The sequence below is a fragment of the Maribacter sp. MS6 genome (genome assembly GCF_056839185.1).
The window spans coordinates 3807800-3825619 of record NZ_CM166389.1 but is presented as its reverse complement, the minus strand read 5'-3'; the positions used below and the strand labels follow the sequence as shown (position 1 = coordinate 3825619).

Below are 17820 nucleotides of genomic sequence, written 5' to 3'. Positions count from 1 at the left end.
TGGGGTTAAGTGTTTCCTTTTTCAAAAAACATCAATACACATATTTAGATATAATGTTTCCAAAAAATATTGACGTTCGTAGGGGTTGCAGTTTCCAAATCTTAGTTAAAAATGTAAATTCTTTCAAAGGTTTTCCAACTGGTTCGGAGTAGTTATAAAATATGGGTATTTCCATAGGCTGCCACTGCTTTTTATAGTGGTGATTACCAGAATCCTTGGTTGACCGTCCCATGGAAAAATAAACACAGTCCCTTTCAATGGAATTTTTTATGATGTTCCAGTATAATAAGGAGTTTACATTAAGCCTGTCATAGTCCCTATCGGTACTTACCCAACACATTTCGTTAAAACCTAAGTAACACAAGGTAAAACCGGCAGCCACTGGCTTGGAACCGTCGTATAGTGCAAAAATTTTTGCCAAGCCAAAGTCGTAATCCCTAAGCAGATTTCTAAAAAAGGATTTCCCAAAAGGAGGAGAACCCTTTTCCAACATTTTTTTGGCATAAACGGTATAGAAATCATCCAATAGTTCCGCTCCGCCACAGGCAGCTCTAAAATTCAGCTTTTCCGCTTTTCGTATTTTTCTTCTAAATCCGGATTTAAGAACTGCAAATTGTTCTTCTACCGTGGCCTTCAATTTTACAATTGAAGTAATTTTTTTGGCATATCTGTACTTTGTCAATTTGGAAAAGCTCCTAGCCTCAAATTTTTTGTTATCTAGAAGTTCAGTTAGGTCAAACTCTAAATCCGCATTAGCATCTAAAACAGGTCCCCCGTAGGAGAAATGTGGCATAGATACCCAAGTACTTCCGATTTTTACCTTTGGGAGCACTCCAACTATGTTACCATCCTTTTTAATCCACATATTCTTGCTCTCATATCCAAATGTTTTAGCCAATATTTTTCCCAAACATGGGTTGTGGGCAATGGTTATAAGCTGCTCCGCTTTTTGATTTTCTAAAAATTGGTTCCACTTAGTATGTTGTTCGCATGTAGAAAGTTGTATCATAACCTATTAAATACTAATCTTACAAAATATGGCATTACCCTAATGTCTCCCATAACGCGCTTTTTTGGCTCGTTCAAGGTTCTATATATCCCTTCTAAATTGTTATTTATCCACCACTCAGGAGCGCGTTTAACATTACCGGTATACACGTCAAAACTGCCTCCCAGACCTTGATAAACAGCGGGATGTTCTTGATACATTTCCTCCATTAAAAGTTCTTGCTTGGGAGAACCCATGGCAACGAAAACGATATCGGGTTTCTTTTGGGAAATGTCTGAAATCAACTCTTGACGTTCGGAATTATTTGTTAAGTACCCGTTTCTGTATCCTACAATCTTTATTTGAGGAAATTCATTCCTTAGTTTGGCTACCGTTGTCTCTATAGTTTCTTCTTTGCCGCCCACCAAATAAAATGTTTTACTGTCATGATAGCTTTCTACAAGATTTAGCCAGAGTTCACAGCCTGGTATTTTAGCAACCTTCTTGTGCCCTTTGCGCTTTAGTGCCCAGACGGCTCCTACACCATCTGCATAGCCTACATTTCTATTGATAATGGCTCGGGTCTGGTCTGTGGCATGATAAATTTTTTCTGCATTTACGGCCACCAAAATACTTTTATGCGCTAAAACATATTCCATAAGTTCTTTTCTGGACTTGGGCACATAAGTTTTTACTCCATTAAGCAATTGAGAAATCATTGTTGTTTAATTTTACTATTTGACTCAAACCAGAAATAAATACTCAATAACAGGAAAATCTGTTTTTCTCTATTGTAACCAATGCTATGTTGTTCCAGAATCTCTGCTACGTAGTTTTGATCGAAAACCTCAGAAAATTGCGAACCTGTTTTTAAGAGAATTTTCTTTACGCTATCCATTTCCTCCCTAAACCATCTGTTCGTAGGCGATTCAAATCCTTTTTTCTTTCTGTTTATAATGCTGTCAGGTAAAACAGTCTTAGCAAACTCCTTGTGAATAATTTTCCCCTGTCTACTATTTACTCTCAGATATAACGGAAGGCTTTCCATAAACTCAACTAGTTCAACATCCAACATGGGAACCCGACATTCCATTGAAAAATTCATGGTGATCTTATCGGTATAGTTCAGAAGATCATCCGCTAAGTTCATTCGCGTATCAATGGCCATCATTTTTTCCGCAGAATGTATTCTTGAACCACAATCCAATACATCATAAAAATTAGCCACCGCCTTTTTGCTTAAATCATCTGGTACAGCAATCAATTTTTGTATCTCTTCTTTAGAAAAGATTTCATAAACAGTTAAAAAACGTTCTATCTCATCGGAAATCCCTATGGATTTAGCACCCCTTATTACCTGTTCGTTTTTGCTACCAACCAATTGTGCTATCGGATTTAAGACACCACGAAATGGAGCTGGAATTTTAGTTCTTATATGTTCTGACCTATAACGGGTATACCCACCTAAAGGCTCGTCCGCACCTTGTCCCGTGAGAACTACTTTTACCTTCTCTGCCGCTAGTTGCGCCAAATAGTACATTGGAATCATTGAGGTAGTGGCGAGAGGTTCCTCAACTATTCTGGAACATTCCTTAATAAGTCCTAAAAAGTCTGAAAAGGAAATTTTTTTAACATAGTGCTCCAGTCCTAAAATTCTTGCGGTTTCTTGGGCATCCGCTATTTCATCCTCTTCAAAATCACCTTCGAACCCGATTGTAAACGCTTTTAGCTTTCCTTGGTAATGCTTTTTCGCCAAAGCGGCTATTACGGCTGAGTCTACCCCTCCGCTTAATAGAATTCCTACTTCAACATCTGCCAGTAATTGTCTCTGTACGGCCTCTTCCAATGCAATTCCATATTGCTGAACCAACTGCTCCTTTGTATCCTTACTTGCCGTTGGCAACGCTTTGGAAAAGCAATCCGAAACACTGTCAAGTTGCTTAGCACTTAATCGTACGTCATATCTATGCCCTGGCAATACTTTTTGAATCTTCCTATAGAGTGTGTTCGGGGCGGCATTGTAGCGTAATCGTAACAGACTGGCCAGGCCATCATAGTTAAGCTCATCTGCACTCAGCATGGCCTTTATTGGTCGTATCTCGGAAGAAAAAATCAGTTTTGAACCATCATCAAAATAATATAATGGCTTAACGCCAAAAGGGTCACGTGCCAACGTAAGTGAAGCTTTATCTACATCTAAAAATCCTATGGCGAATATTCCGTTAAAATCCTGTACGGCATTGGCACCAAAATGTATTAGATAATATAAAATGGTTTCCGTGTCCGAATGTCCATTATATAGAATATCCTTAGGTAACTTTTTCCGTAAATCCTGATGATTATAAATCTCTCCATTAAATATTAAGGCATATTTTTTACAACTAGAAATCATAGGTTGATGCCCTGCGGGAGAAAGATCAATGATTGAAAGTCGTCGTTGTGCTAATTGAATACTATGGTCATTTACCATAAAGAAATCAATACCAAAATCATCTGGGCCTCTATGCTTAATTTGATTTAGCATAGCCTCGTCAAAAGCTTGATTCACAGACCCTAGAATACCACACATAACTTTTTTTCTTACATATAAGTCCTGAGACTTATGTGAGAATCAAAATTAGTTAATTGGCTTCGCGAGGCTCAATAATACCGATGAAACGCTGTATCTCTCGACTTAGATACGAGTAAAATAAGAAGTTGTATATCGTGTGTATATTGGATTAAAATAATGTAAAAAACCACCTACAATACAGAAAGTGGTTTCGTATTTTAATGTAGTTCTAAAATCTTGAAAATTACTAGTATTGATGTTTCTTAAAACAGGTAGATAAAGCATACAGATAAGGCATTACTGCCCACCGTAGGGTATTTTTATTTCGTTTTATATTGAAAATATCAATAATGGAATACACGGTTCCAGATTTTACAAATGCCTTACTAATATTTTCCGATAAGGATAAAATTAATTCTGTATCATTCACTAATACTGCGAGGTGAAGCATTTCTGCATTATCGTACAAATCATACTTTACAATTGAGGGTTTATTGCTAATACTGAAACGTTTAAATAGTCCGGTCCTAGAATTGTAAAAGTTAGATTTCACATAACTATAACCTATTGCGACAACAGCCTCACTATTCTGCAAAGGGAACATTTTTGAAGTTTTGTAGATATTCTTCAAAATAAAACAAGAGTGAAAACAATCGATAAAGGAATCTTCACTATCTGGTTCATATAACCAAGATCCGTCCGCACGTTGTTTGCCCTGAATGAAATGGTAGAGTTTTCTAATTTTACCCTTTAGCAAGATATCTTGTTCGGGAAGGTGTTTCAAAAAAATAGTATAGGAAAGCATTGCATAAGAAACTGCATTGGTTACCAAACGATCTTTAGTAGGACCATACGAAGTAGCAATTACGTTTTCATCTTCAAACATTATTTTAATATCCTGCTCAAAAAAGTTAAAAATACTTTTTAAATGCGGCAAGTAGCTTGTATCCCCAGATAACTCTATATATCTATCCAAGGCTTCCAAAGCATAAGGCGTATGTGTACTAAATGGCGTGTTCTCGTCATAATCAAGTTCATCTCCTGCGGCCCACTTGAAACCTAATCCCCAGCAAAGACCGGAATATCCTTTACATGTATTCGCTATCAACCAGTCTATATGAGTTTTAGCTCCTGAGAGTAATTCTTTATCCTTTTCAATTTCATAAAGGTTAAGCAAAGCTAAAGTTGCTTGTGCCCGTACCGCTGGATATTCTTGCCTTTTATATACAACACGGGTTTTATTATTTAAAAAATTATCCCAAACCGTAAGCGCCGCGGCGGGTAAAATACCTAAAACTCTATTTGTGTTGTAAAGCTGTTTGATATAGATGCCCAAATCTATCATCCAAACATCATAAGGATCATAACATTCCAAATTGTTTCGTAATGTAAACTTTTTAATAAGTGCTATATCCTTGTGTACATCCATTTAATTGTTAGATTATGATCTGGTCATTCTGTTCCTTGTTCAAGCTTTGCATCAAGTAGTCCGTTAATCTTATGGAAACCGCGGTATTCATCAACATCCCGTGAGCATACTTGTAATTAAAACGTCCTATTTCTTCGGTCAATTTAGAATCCGAAACTAAACGCTCCAAGCTATGCTGTAATTCCAACACGCTCCCTACTCCTACAAAATATCCCATCTTTCCATCTTTAAAAAAATCCTCCAACCCTCCCACTGGAGTGGTAATAATTGGTAGTCCAAATGCCATTGCTTCTAAAACGGAGGTTGGTAAACCTTCACTATAACTTGGCAAACAATAGATATGACTACAAGTGAACAGGTTTATCTTTTGTTGTCCAACTACATGGCCGCTCATGCTAATAGCATCCTTTTGCTTTATATAATCCGATACCGCTTTGAACGCTTCCCCGTCTCCTGCAATTACCAATTCTAAATTGGGAAATTTTTGTCTTATGTTTTCAAAAGCATCTATGGTTTCATAAACTCCTTTTTCCTTTAATAGCCTAGATAAAAAGAGGATTCTAATTTTTGCTGTACTATTTTGTGAAGTATATTTTTGTTCGATATTAAAATCTTTAAGCATTTTTGCATCAACAGCGGTGGTCTCTACCACAACATTACCTTGGTAACCCCATTCCCGCAACTTTTCTCCAAACTTTTGAGACAGCACGAACAGGGTTGTTGCCTTTCCAAAAGATGTCTTAAAAAAACGTAGGTATTTTTGGCCTACCCTTTCTTCAAAAGCTAAATCCCAACCATGAAAAAAAGCCACAAAAGGAATTCCTTTTTTTGCTAGTTGCCTGGCAAACAATCCGTCCCTAAAAAAGCTTCGAAAACCCAAAGACGGATTTAAAAAAAATAGGTCCGTGTCCTTACCTAGAGCTTTACTGAAATTACGTTGATCGAGCAATGGACCAAAAATATTTATACCATGCCCACCAATTTCCAAGGTGTTTACCTGAATGGTATCAGACTTATAAAGTTCGGGTAATAAAGCGTTCCAAAAAGCACTTACACCACCTGGAGTACTTAACTTAGGAACTGTAATAAGCACTTTCTTTATCATGCTAATTGCTTTTCGTTATTAACCTGCATACGCTGTTTCATAGCCTTTTTATAAATCAAACTCTCAAACTCTAACTTCACAAAAACGAGCACCATAAACGCATCCAATTCAAACCACATCCCTCCTTGGGTAAGCATTAAGGAAACATATAAAAAATAGACTGCTATAGAAAGTCTAAAGGACGGCATTTTTCGTCGCTCCCAAATAAACCTTAGTAATGATACTAAGTAACCTATAAAAAATAAAACGCCTAAGAGACCATTTTGCCCCAATTGGGTAAAGAATTCGTTATGTGCGTATACCCTTATTCCAGTTACCTCCCCTATTTTATCAAGCAATCCCTCATAGCCAAATCCAAAAAAGATTTCAAATACGCTACCATTGAACCATAGGTCAAAGGAAGCTTTCCAAAACAGTAGCCTACCGGAACCCGCAGCAGTCTGTCTTCCATTTCGGATATCAAAAATACGGTTGTAAAAGGTTTCATTCGTTTCTAAAAGATATATAAAGCCAAATACTAAAATAGCAACCGCCAAAACAGCTCCTAAAATTTGTTTTAGCGTTAACTTGTTCGGCATGAAGATAAATACAAGCCCAATAAAAAACATAGCATAACCAGTTCTGATAAATGTGAGATAAATCAAATAAATACCAAATACCAAAAGCACGTAATTCAGCTTTTTGTATTTTATGATACTAGATTTTAATTTAATGAAAGCCAATAGAATAAGAACTGCTGTAGTGGTGGTAATTGCTGCTCCATGAGTGTTTTGAAACATACCCGCATAGCTATCAAAATCCTCATAAAGTATAGCGTCCTTGGCCTTTGACTGAATCAATCCAAAAACAAAAGGGATTCCAGAAATAATTATGAATTGGGCAAAGCCCAACAAGATAGTATCCAACTTCTTCAGGTCTTTTACTTTCAAGGATACATATTCATACATCAACGGGAACATCATATACCTGACAAAATCTATGATGCCAGCCACATAACTCACCGAAAAACCTCCGGTAACCAAGTTTTTTGCCGCTCTTGCATACGACCATTTTATAAAACCCGGTTTCTCCCTATTCCTAATTACAATGACCTGCCATATTAAAAATCCAAATAAGGGTAACTTCCAAACCTGAGAAAATGTTGTTGGACCCACCGGTTGTGGTCCCAAATAAATGAGGAAAAAAATAATGAGATACGGTAAAATGGTTTTTGCAATTCTCATGTATAGTTCATCAATAAAACTAAGGCCTACTTTTTGCCCACATAACTGTTTAACAATTCTTTTAAATGCAAACGTTTGTCCAATTCTTTAAACGAATACCAAGCGGATAAAAGTATAATCGGGACACCAAGCGCGTAAATCCATGGAAAGGACAAGAAAGAGATGATACCAAAACATAGCAAGGCAAGACCAAACTGAATTGAGAATAATTTTACAAAATCGCTATGAAAGCTAAATCCGTAATTTTTACTTGCAATTAAATAAACTTGAATAAGATATAGGATATAGGAGACGAGAAAAGAAACTCCCAATCCGGTCAATCCCCAAAAATAGTAACCTAATAAATTAAGCCCAAGCAAATACAGATTGGAAATAAGCTCACTCCAAAAAAAGAGTTTACTCTCTCCTTTGGCAATAAAAATAAAACCTACTACCCATGCAGGCACTTTAAAGAACATCCCTAGAAAAGCCCAATAGATCATAACATCTACGGCAACAAATTCACTTGAATAGAGTATAATAATTACCCATTCTATAAAGATTAAAAAAGCAATTAATACAGGTGCCAAGATAAGCAGTGCAATTTCGGCCTGTTGATTAACCAGTTTGTTGGAGTTAACATTATCACTCGCCACCGCAGATAGTCTTGGGTAATAATCTGTCTCCATAGCTGTAAAAAGCAGCCCTACATAGGTAGAAATCAATGCGATACCGGCATTGTACAATCCAACCTGTTGGACACCACCAAAATTATTTATAAAAATACGTATGACATAAGATTCACCCAGAACCATTATGCCACTAAGGCTAAGCATAAAGCCCATCATCATCATGCTCTTGCCTTCTACCATTATTTCCGCGGTCGTAACCTTTGCCTTTTCAATTTTTGTTTTAGCTCCATAATAGCGTGCTACCAAATATGTAAAAACGGCTGTTAAAATGAGGGCAGGAACTATACCCTCTAGACGCCAATGATAATATAACGGAATAGAGACCGCTAAACCAAAGGCAGACCCTACTACGTTGGCTTTTGCCAATTCCTTTAGTTTGCGAAGCCCTTGTAGCACAACAAATTCACCACTGGCAAGTTGTTTAAGTAAAAGGGTTATGGAAAGCCAAATAAAGGCAATGGTATACTCGTTATTACCAAAAGCAATTTCACTGAGCCAAGAAGAGAGTACCAACGTTAGTAGCGCGCCAAAAATACCCGTAAACCACACCAGCCGCTTTACAACACCAATTACTTTTTCTATTCTTTTTTTATTGTTGGTCTCATTAGCTGCAGCAATATCCTTAACCGCGCTAATTCCTAGTCCAAAATTTGTCAATGAACTAATCAGTAAAATAGTAGAATTAAACAATCCCAAAACTCCAATACCAGCGGGTCCCAAAAGTACGGCCACTACTTTTGATCTAACAATAGAAATAAGGATATTAAAAACCTGTACACCCCCAAAAATGGAAGTAGCCTTCATTATTTGTCTGTAACTACTGCTATTTTTTTGCTGAACTTCTTTAGACACCCTAGATAAATTAATATTAATAGGCTAACACTGTTTATACTTAAAGCGTATGATTTAAACGATACGATCAATTAAATTTTACACGGCAAACCACTGAACTATACCTGTAATCCTAGTCCACAATTTTTTCCGGGTTTGAAGATTTTTCTTCTGCAAATTTTCCTTTGAGCCTTTGAATCTTTTTTAATCTGTCACGGGTAATATGCTTAAAACTATTTTCCAATAATTTGGTATTGTTAGCTTCGATTGTTTCCGGCTCTTTAGAAATTTTGGTCTTTTCCTCATTTTTGAACAAACCGTTTCTTTTAGAATAGACTACCGAATCTGAATTAATGCCTGTTAAGCCACCAGCCTTACTTTGTATCTTATTCGGAACAGGTTGTTGTTTCATTTCTGAAGGTGATTCGATAGTCCTTTTGTCAAACACCGATAAAAATGGAGCTAGGTACACAAATAGCCCAATTATCAAGGTTAAGAATAAATGAGTATGAATTTCTAAATCGTTGGCTAAAAAGGAAATTCCCATAATCAGTATACTTAATAAACTTAATACAATTGTTGCTTCCTTGTGATCCAGACCTATTCGCAATAATCTGTGATGTATATGATTGGCGTCTGCACTAAACGGGCTTTTACCCTGTTTGATACGAATTGAAAACACCCGTAATAAATCAAATAATGGATAGGACAATATTGCCAATAAAATCACTGGAGCATTGGACACCAAAGAAGATGAAATACTTGTAGTATTTAACGCCAAGAGACTTATTCCTTGGTATGCCAACAAAAACCCAGCAAGCATAGAGCCACAATCGCCCATAAAAATCTTTTGTTTACTTGACAAATTATACCTCAGAAAACCAAGGATAGAACCAATGAGAACAAAAGAAATCAAGGTCATTAAATAGTGTTCGTTAATAAAGAATAAAATACCGAAAACTATACTTGAAAGAATTGAAATTGATCCTGCCAAACCATCTATTCCGTCTACGAGGTTCAAAGCATTAATGATAAGTACAAAGACAAAAACTGTAAACATGATGGAGATGAAGTAAGGTAACTCGCCTACTCCCAGCATTCCTTCAAAACTAATAATTCTAACATTCGTGAGTACCACAACATTAAGAACGGCTATTAACTGACCCAGTAGCTTCTTATTTGGAGCCATTGAAACCAAATCATCCTTTACGCCTAAAAACAAAAGAATAATTGATGAACCCAATAAAGCTAAAAGCTTCATAAGATCTGCAGACTCCAGCTCAATTAACAATCCATAAAAAATAATAGAGAGGGAAAATGCTATAAACATACCTAAACCACCCAAAGTAGGGGTCAAATCTTTATGCATTTTCCTGTTGTCCGGAGTATCCATGAGTCCCTTTTGCTTAGATACATTGATAATAACCTGATATAAATAGAATCTGGTAGATAGAACAAAGGCAGAAAAACCGGCCAAAAGTGGCATGTAGTGCACATTTAAAAACAAATCCTTAATAGTGTTCATTCGTAGGGTTTAATACGATAAGAAATTTCACGCAATACCCAAGCATTCATTAATTAAATAAAACATTCAGTAAGTGAAAGCACTCAGGTCTAAACGACTTTCTTAAAAAATTTAAGGTTATGTTCTTAGATTATTCTTGTGGGGAAAAATAACATCTAACTACGTTACTGAGCTAAATCTATGGGTAAGCAATAAACTTTAGAAGATATATCGGTATGTTGCATCCTTAATCGATAACTTACGCAAACGCCCATTATTTGGGGCCTTATCGATAAACAACAGTCTTACCTTTTCTTCTGACCTAGCTTATACTAGTACACTTTCACTTTTTGTAGTATTCCTCTTTAACTAAGAAACCTATCAGCTATATTTTTTTCCAAATAATCAATATGATGAATACTGCTCCTAAGTATAATTGTGCCTCGAATGCTATAACTTCCGATATAACGTGAAAAAAATAACAAAACCAAAATCCCAATGATCAATAGAAGAAGTCTCGGAATATCTTATATAAAGCAATCATTCAGCTTTTAAGCAAATAAGAAATATCAAAAAAAAGGTGAATAAAAGGGTCTGTCAATAGCTCTTAAGTACTAAAAAAACTAAAAGCACTACCCCCATACTTTCGTTCTTCGGAAAAATTAGGTAATCCAGATAAGTTGGTTCGTTTCGAATGTTCAATAATCAACACGCCATCCTCTATAAGCATATTATTTGCAAAGACGAGCTCGGAAATTTTAGCAAAATCGATTTCCTCCATATCGTAAAAAGGATCAGCGAAAATAATGTCATATTGCTGTGTATGCTTAGCCAAAATGAAAAAACATCGCTTTTAATTGTTTTTATACCTAATTCTAACTCGTTGGATATTTTATCTATATAGTTTACACATCCAGCCTCTATATCCACTGCAGTGAGTTGTACGACGCCTCTAGAAGCAAACTCAAAGCTTATATTTCCCGTACCGGAAAAGAGATCCAAAACCTTCAAATCCGGAAAATAAAAACGGTTGTTCAATATATTGAATAAGGCCTCTTTCGCCATATCCTTAGTAGGACGTACCGGCAAATTATTTGGTGCTGTAAGACGTCTTCCTTTATGTTTACCAGCTATAATACGCATTATAAGGTGTTTAAAATGGTGAAGTCTATCCGTGGGCCCTCCTGCTCACATAACTGCAAATGCTGTGGAAAAACAGGAGCGAAAATAACGATATTCTTTATGTAGTTATGACATAATTCAAAAACAGGATCATCCTCTTCGATAGCGCCAAAGAGCTTTACGGGTACTTGATTAGTATCCAGTTCTAATTGCTCTAACACAAACAGTAGATAGTAGGCAAAATCTTCGTCGGTCTCATATAAGAAACTATTATACAATAGAAGATTTTTTTGTGCGATTACGCAGATATCCAATTGATTTTTACTGACATGTGCGTAACAAATTGCCTCTTTATGGCTCCCATAACCATTTAATAAAGATTGTATGATAATCGTACCATTATGTAAAAAAGTAAACTCACCAAAAACATCATACACGTAGTTATTAATATTCGCGTATGGAACGTAGACGTTTACCATATCCTGGTTTTCAACCTCATCATAGGCCAATGAGTCGGTTGCAAAAATACGTGCATTAAACTTGAGGTAATCTGAAAGTGAATTAGGATCAAAAAGAGATTTTGGCACCAGACCGAACAAATGGTTTCTATGCACTACCGTAACTTCATCGAACTGTTTTTCGTGTAAGTCGTGTCTCTTAAAAAGTTTATCAAGTTGAGCTAGCACTTCAATAATGTTAAGCTCTTTTACAAAAACTACAGTGTCCGATTCTATAATTTGTTGTGTGACCGTATCGGCCGCACAAAAAGAAAGTCCATTCAAGCTAACCTGAATGGACAATTTCTTAAAATTTTTATCCGGTATCTCCGAACTATTGTTTTTTCTCTTTTTTGTCATAAATCGGTGGCCAGTTACCACTTGTACTTACTTCGTCCATAGATCCAACCTTAATTTCGGATCCATTTACCTCTTCAACACTCATTTGAGCATTTTCGCGTGCTAATAAGTCTTTTGGCTGATCGCTCAATAAAATACTTTTGGCCACTTTGGCTTCAAAGACTGGAGCTCTATACCCACTTTTTTCAACAAAACCAGCATCCATACTTATCTTCTCGCCGTTGGGCGCTCCTGGTATGTCCATTAAACTCTTATATCGTGTGTCCTTTTTGAAAAGTGAATCTTTTACCGACACAAAACCTAAAGTATCTATTATTTTTACTTCTTTCAACATATCAATTTGATAAGACTTATCAAATTCCATAAAAGAAGAATCTCTTTGTTGCGTGATAACATAATTACCCGTATCTATAAATTTGATAAGGCTATTGAAGTCCTTGGCATAATTTCCGTTAACCGTTTTATAGGCCTCTTGTGAGTTCCTAATGTCCTTTAACTTTGCAACGACTTTGCCAAATCGTTCAATTTTAACTTTTTTAAATTCAATAGGTCCGGTAACCGAATTGTAGATAAGGTATCCTAAACCAATACATGCAATCCAAAGTACAATTTGAATAATGGTCTTCATTTCGTTAAGTGTTAATTTAATTTAGTGGTTCCAACAAATCTACAATTTTTTTTTAATGAGAAAAGTTTTTGCGGAAAAAATCATCTTTATCTTTGACCTTGCATGAAACAACTTACATCAGCGACGTATTATAAGGAGTTAATAACCAAATTTCCACATGAACCAACGTTAAAACAACAGATAGCCTTAGAAAAGCTGGCAACTTTTGTGTTATCTAAGGAAAAGGATGAAGTTTTTCTACTTAAAGGTTTTGCTGGAACCGGAAAGACCACCTTGATCGGTACGGTGGTCAACAGCTTGTGGAAATCACGTATGAAAGCCGTTTTAATGGCTCCTACAGGTCGTGCTGCCAAGGTAATGTCCAATTACTCCAAAACCCAAGCGTTTACCATTCACAGAAAAATTTATTTTCCAAAAAAACAAGGAGGTGGAGGTGTTCAATTTGTATTGGCACCTAATAAGCATAGGGATACCTTATTTATTGTGGATGAAGCTTCCATGATTCCGGACAGAGCTGCAGATTCTAAACTTTTTGACAATGGCTCCTTGTTAAACGATTTAATGATGTTCGTTTATTCCGGTCATAATTGTAAGCTATTATTGATCGGCGATACCGCACAATTACCACCGGTTCACCTTAGTCTAAGTCCCGCACTAGATCCGGGCACCCTGTCCCTGAACTACAACAAGGAAGTTATTCAGCTAGAATTAGACGAGGTAGTTCGCCAAGCAGAGAATTCTGGAATTTTGTTGAATGCTACCCTTTTACGGGAACAACTACAAGGCGATTTTTTTGAAAGTTTCAAATTTGATGTACTCCCCTATACAGACATCGTTAGACTCATTGACGGACACGAGATCCAAGAAGCCATAGACGAATCCTACGCACAAAACGGTAAAGAAGAAACAGCCTTTATCGTACGTTCCAACAAAAGGGCAAATCTTTACAATCTTAATATACGGGAACGTATCCTATTCCTCGAGAACGATTTAGCGGCGGGAGATTTTATGATGGTGGTAAAGAACAATTATTTCTGGCTTAAGCCTAGCTCAGAGGCCGGTTTTATTGCTAATGGTGATATCATTGAGATTCTAGAAATATTCAACTTTAAGGAGATCTACGGCTTTAAATTTGCAGAGGTTAAAGTACAAATGGTAGATTACCCCAATATGACACCTTTTGAAACAGTCCTTCTTTTGGATACCATTAAAGCGGAATCGCCTTCACTTTCTTACGAAGAAGGCAATAGGTTGTACCAAGAAGTACTAAAAGACTACGCCCACGAAAGCTCCAAATACAAAAAATTCCTTGGCGTAAAGAATAACAAATATTTCAATGGGCTTCAGGTAAAATTCTCATATGCCATTACCTGCCACAAGTCACAAGGTGGCCAATGGAACACCGTATTCGTGGAGCAGCCCTACTTGCCTAACGGAATAGACAAAGAGTACTTAAGATGGCTGTATACAGCGGTTACCCGTGCAAAACAAAAATTATATCTCATTGGCTTTAAGAACGATTTTTTTGTTGAATAAGAAAAGGCTATTTTAGTATTTATGTAGTGTTAAAGCCAGAAATGGGATGTTGTTAATAATGTTTCAAACAAGAAACGCTACAGCTAAAAAAAGAAATCAGTAAACTTAAAGTATGACAACGGAAACCATGTTAAGTATATTTTTAGGGGTTGGGTTGGCTGCCTCTGTTGGGTTTCGTGTCTTCCTGCCCCTTTTTGCCTTGAGTCTCGCTGCTTATTTTGGTACTTGGGAGCTTAATGATAGTTGGCAATGGATTGGTAGTCTAGCTGCACTACTTACACTGGGAGTTGCTACCATCGTTGAAATTTTCGCTTATTTTATTCCTTGGGTAGACAATCTTCTGGACAGCATAGCCATACCCTTGGCAGCCATAGCGGGTACCGCGGTGATGGTGTCTACCGTTGCAGGGTTAGATCCCGTCGTTACATGGTCCTTGGCAATCATTGCCGGTGGTGGAACAGCAACTGCGATTAAAGGAGCTGGAGCTACTGGGCGCCTTGCTTCGACCACAACTACAGGTGGAATGGCAAATCCTGTATTGGCTACAGTGGAAACAGGAACAGCCGTCGTAGTTACTGCAGCCTCTATATTTGCGCCGATATTCGCCTCGGTTCTAGTGATTATTATTTTAGTACTTATTTTTAGAATCTACAGAGGCTTTAGACCTAAAAAAAGTGGTCGGTGATAAAAAATGTAATAAGTAGAAACGTCATCGATACAGACAGCATGAGAGTTAAGCAAGCAAACATACCTAATCGATAGAAATCAACATAGAACTAAACCTTTAAAGCAAGTGAAAATTATCGCCATGATACCTGCCCGTTATGCGGCTTCTAGATTTCCTGCAAAATTAATGCAAGACCTCTCCGGGAAACCGGTCATTGTACGCACCTATGAAGCCGCGGTTACTACCAAACTCTTTGATGCTGTTTATGTAGTTACCGACAGTACTATCATTCATGACACGATTATAAGCGCAGGTGGTTTGGCCCTCATGAGCAAACAAGAACACGAGTGCGGTAGCGATCGCATAGCGGAGGCAATTACAGATATGGATGTGGATATTATTGTAAACGTTCAAGGAGACGAACCCTTTACAGATCGCGAAAGTCTTGCCAGTGTTTTGGCCGTTTTTAAGAACGATACACACAAAGAAATCGATTTGGCATCCCTCATGGTACAAATTACCGACGAAGAAGAAATCAATAACCCCAATACGGTAAAGGTCATTGTGGACACTAGAAACTTTGCACTCTACTTTTCGCGTGCGCCTATTCCCTATCCTAGAGCAAAAAATGTAGGTACGGTGTATTACAAACACAAAGGTATTTACGCTTTTAGGAAAAGTGCCTTGATGGATTTCCAAAGACTACCTATGCTACCTTTGGAGGCGACCGAAAAAATTGAGGCTATCAGATATTTAGAATATGGGAAAAAAATAAAAATGGTGGAAACTACGGTTTCGGGAATTGAAATAGATACGCCGGAAGATTTGGAAAAAGCACAAGCGGCATGGAAATAGACTTCAAACCAATAAAAGTCATAGGCTTTGATGCCGATGACACGCTTTGGATCAACGAAACCTACTTTAGGGAAGCCGAAGAGCGTTTCGCGGATTTTTTAGAACCTTATGAAACCAAAAACAAGATAGATCAGGAGCTGTTTATAACGGTTATGAAAAACTTGGATTTATATGGGTACGGAATAAAGGGATTTATGTTATCTATGATAGAATGTGCTCTAGAGCTTTCCAACAATGAGATTCCCCAGGCTACGCTTTCTAAACTATTGGAAATAGGCAAAGAAATGATAGCCAAGCCAGTAGATATTTTGGAAGGTGTGGAAGATGTATTAAAAAAACTTAATGGAAACTACAGATTGATAGTCCTTACCAAAGGAGATCTCTTAGACCAAGAACGTAAACTTGAAAGGTCCAACTTATCAGACTATTTCCATCACGTAGAAGTATTAAGCGATAAAAAAGAAAAAAACTATCAGGACTTGCTAAACCATCTTGAAATTTCTACAAGCGAATTTTTGATGATAGGCAATTCCTTAAAATCGGACGTGTTACCTTTGGTAAATATTGGCGCCAGTGCAATTCACGTCCCTTTTCACACTACTTGGAAACATGAGGAAGTAACTGCCCCACAAAAGAAATCTGGATATATTACCGTTCAGAAACTAACAGATGTACTGGACTATTTATCATGAGTAAAATGGAGCTAAAAAAAGAAAGAAGATTGAAGAACATACCTACTAAAGCATCAGAAAAGTATCGTAATTTCCCAATGGTCCCCCGCGTAGTTTTCGGCAACGGCTGTTTTGACCAGTTGGGAGATATCCTAATGGCAAAACGAAAGCATTCTGAAGCTCCTATTATATATCTAGTCGATGCTGTTTTTGAAGGATCGAAACTTGTGACCAGGATTCCTAATATATTCTGTGATCAAATCATTTATGTATCCGCAGAAGAAGAACCAAGTACGGCACAAGTAGATGCTTTGGTAACGATGATAAAGCAAAATTTCCAAGAGTTACCTTCAGGTATCGTTGGTATTGGCGGCGGTACAATTTTAGATCTCTCCAAGGCAGTTGCAATTCTTTTGACCAACCCAGGAAGTGCTGTTGGCTATCAAGGATGGGATTTAGTACAGAAAAAAGCCATTTACCATGTTGGTATACCGACCATAAGCGGAACTGGAGCTGAAGTATCCAGAACTACGGTTCTTTTAGGGCCAGATAAAAAACTAGGTATTAATTCTGATTTTACCACCTTTGATCAAGTACTATTAGATCCGGAGCTTACCAAAGGTGTATCCAAAGAACAGCTCTTTTATACGGGAATGGATTGTTTCATTCATTGTGTAGAATCGCTAAAAGGCACATTTTTAAATGCCTTTAGTCAAAGTTATGGGGAAAAAGCCCTAGACCTTTGTAAAGAAGTTTTTCTTGGTGATATCCCAGAAAATGAATCTCGCGAAAAACTAATGATGGCATCTTGGCATGGCGGTATGAGTATCGCATACTCACAAGTAGGCGTAGCCCATGCCCTTAGCTACGGCCTAGGTTTTCTTTTAGGTGTAAAACATGGTATTGGCAACTGTTTGGTATTCCAACATTTAGCGGAGTTTTATCCGGAAGGGGTGGCACTTTTTAATGAAATGATGCATAAACATAACATTAAGCTCCCTAAAGGCATCTGTATGCACTTAACGGATGCGGAGTTTGATAAAATGGCAGCAATTGCCATGGGAATGGAACCTCTTTGGGAAAACGCGTTGGGCGAACAATGGAAAGCAATTATTACGCCTGAAAAGATTATATCAATCTATAAAAAAATATAGCTTCCGTTTTGTTATAAAAATACAAACG

15 protein-coding genes and 1 pseudogene are annotated in these 17820 nt (G+C 37.1%); 5 read left to right on the top strand and 11 right to left on the bottom strand.

Annotated elements, in window-relative coordinates:
* Positions 1-31: 31 nt before the first annotated feature.
* The 11 genes and pseudogenes from MS6x_RS16735 to MS6x_RS16685 all read right to left on the bottom strand — a co-directional run bounded on the left by MS6x_RS16735 (position 32) and on the right by MS6x_RS16685 (position 12909).
* On the bottom strand, positions 32-1009 hold the full coding sequence (locus tag MS6x_RS16735; RefSeq protein ID WP_482603650.1) for a GNAT family N-acetyltransferase: 978 nt from the start codon (positions 1007-1009) through the stop codon (positions 32-34).
* Entirely contained in the window at positions 1006-1707 is a 702-nt protein-coding gene (locus MS6x_RS16730) for a WecB/TagA/CpsF family glycosyltransferase (RefSeq protein WP_482603648.1), read from the bottom strand. The genes MS6x_RS16735 and MS6x_RS16730 overlap by 4 nt, the downstream gene beginning before the upstream one ends.
* Entirely contained in the window at positions 1704-3557 is a 1854-nt protein-coding gene (asnB, locus tag MS6x_RS16725; RefSeq protein WP_482603647.1) for an asparagine synthase (glutamine-hydrolyzing), read from the bottom strand. The genes MS6x_RS16730 and asnB overlap by 4 nt, the downstream gene beginning before the upstream one ends.
* 229 nt (positions 3558-3786) lie before the next feature.
* A complete protein-coding gene (locus MS6x_RS16720) occupies positions 3787-4968 on the bottom strand; it encodes a hypothetical protein (RefSeq protein ID WP_482603646.1) in 1182 nt (393 codons plus the stop codon).
* Between the two features lie 7 nt (positions 4969-4975).
* On the bottom strand, positions 4976-6073 hold the full coding sequence (locus MS6x_RS16715) for a glycosyltransferase (protein WP_482603645.1): 1098 nt from the start codon (positions 6071-6073) through the stop codon (positions 4976-4978).
* Positions 6070-7296, bottom strand: coding sequence for an O-antigen ligase family protein (locus tag MS6x_RS16710; RefSeq protein ID WP_482603644.1), 1227 nt, complete (start codon positions 7294-7296; stop codon positions 6070-6072). Before MS6x_RS16710 ends, MS6x_RS16715 begins: the two co-directional genes overlap by 4 nt.
* A 26-nt stretch (positions 7297-7322) precedes the next feature.
* Positions 7323-8819: an O-antigen translocase gene (locus tag MS6x_RS16705; RefSeq protein ID WP_482603642.1), complete on the bottom strand. Its 1497-nt coding sequence runs from the start codon at positions 8817-8819 to the stop codon at positions 7323-7325.
* A 112-nt stretch (positions 8820-8931) separates the two neighbouring features.
* Positions 8932-10323 (bottom strand): MraY family glycosyltransferase, encoded by a 1392-nt coding sequence (locus tag MS6x_RS16700; RefSeq protein ID WP_482603640.1) that lies wholly within the window; start codon positions 10321-10323, stop codon positions 8932-8934.
* 586 nt (positions 10324-10909) lie between these two features.
* A pseudogene (locus tag MS6x_RS16695) lies at positions 10910-11445 on the bottom strand (RsmD family RNA methyltransferase).
* Positions 11445-12281: a DUF3822 family protein gene (locus MS6x_RS16690; RefSeq protein ID WP_482603638.1), complete on the bottom strand. Its 837-nt coding sequence runs from the start codon at positions 12279-12281 to the stop codon at positions 11445-11447. Before MS6x_RS16690 ends, MS6x_RS16695 begins: the two are co-directional and overlap by 1 nt.
* A complete protein-coding gene (locus tag MS6x_RS16685) occupies positions 12256-12909 on the bottom strand; it encodes a hypothetical protein (RefSeq protein ID WP_482603636.1) in 654 nt (217 codons plus the stop codon). Before MS6x_RS16685 ends, MS6x_RS16690 begins: the two co-directional genes overlap by 26 nt.
* Positions 12910-13011: 102 nt before the next feature.
* Between MS6x_RS16685 and MS6x_RS16680 the strand changes: the two genes are divergently transcribed.
* The 5 genes from MS6x_RS16680 to MS6x_RS16660 all read left to right on the top strand — a co-directional run bounded on the left by MS6x_RS16680 (position 13012) and on the right by MS6x_RS16660 (position 17792).
* The gene (locus MS6x_RS16680; protein WP_482603634.1) at positions 13012-14445 is read left to right on the top strand and encodes an ATP-dependent DNA helicase; all 1434 of its coding nucleotides are present in this window, start codon (positions 13012-13014) and stop codon (positions 14443-14445) included.
* A 112-nt stretch (positions 14446-14557) separates the two neighbouring features.
* Positions 14558-15130 (top strand): DUF4126 domain-containing protein, encoded by a 573-nt coding sequence (locus MS6x_RS16675; RefSeq protein WP_482603633.1) that lies wholly within the window; start codon positions 14558-14560, stop codon positions 15128-15130.
* A 123-nt stretch (positions 15131-15253) separates the two neighbouring features.
* Positions 15254-15967, top strand: coding sequence for a 3-deoxy-manno-octulosonate cytidylyltransferase (gene kdsB, locus MS6x_RS16670; RefSeq protein WP_482607188.1), 714 nt, complete (start codon positions 15254-15256; stop codon positions 15965-15967).
* Positions 15958-16659, top strand: coding sequence for an HAD family hydrolase (locus tag MS6x_RS16665; RefSeq protein ID WP_482603631.1), 702 nt, complete (start codon positions 15958-15960; stop codon positions 16657-16659). Before kdsB ends, MS6x_RS16665 begins: the two co-directional genes overlap by 10 nt.
* Positions 16660-16664: 5 nt before the next feature.
* Positions 16665-17792 (top strand): iron-containing alcohol dehydrogenase family protein, encoded by a 1128-nt coding sequence (locus MS6x_RS16660; RefSeq protein WP_482603629.1) that lies wholly within the window; start codon positions 16665-16667, stop codon positions 17790-17792.
* The last annotated feature ends 28 nt before the right edge of the window (positions 17793-17820 follow it).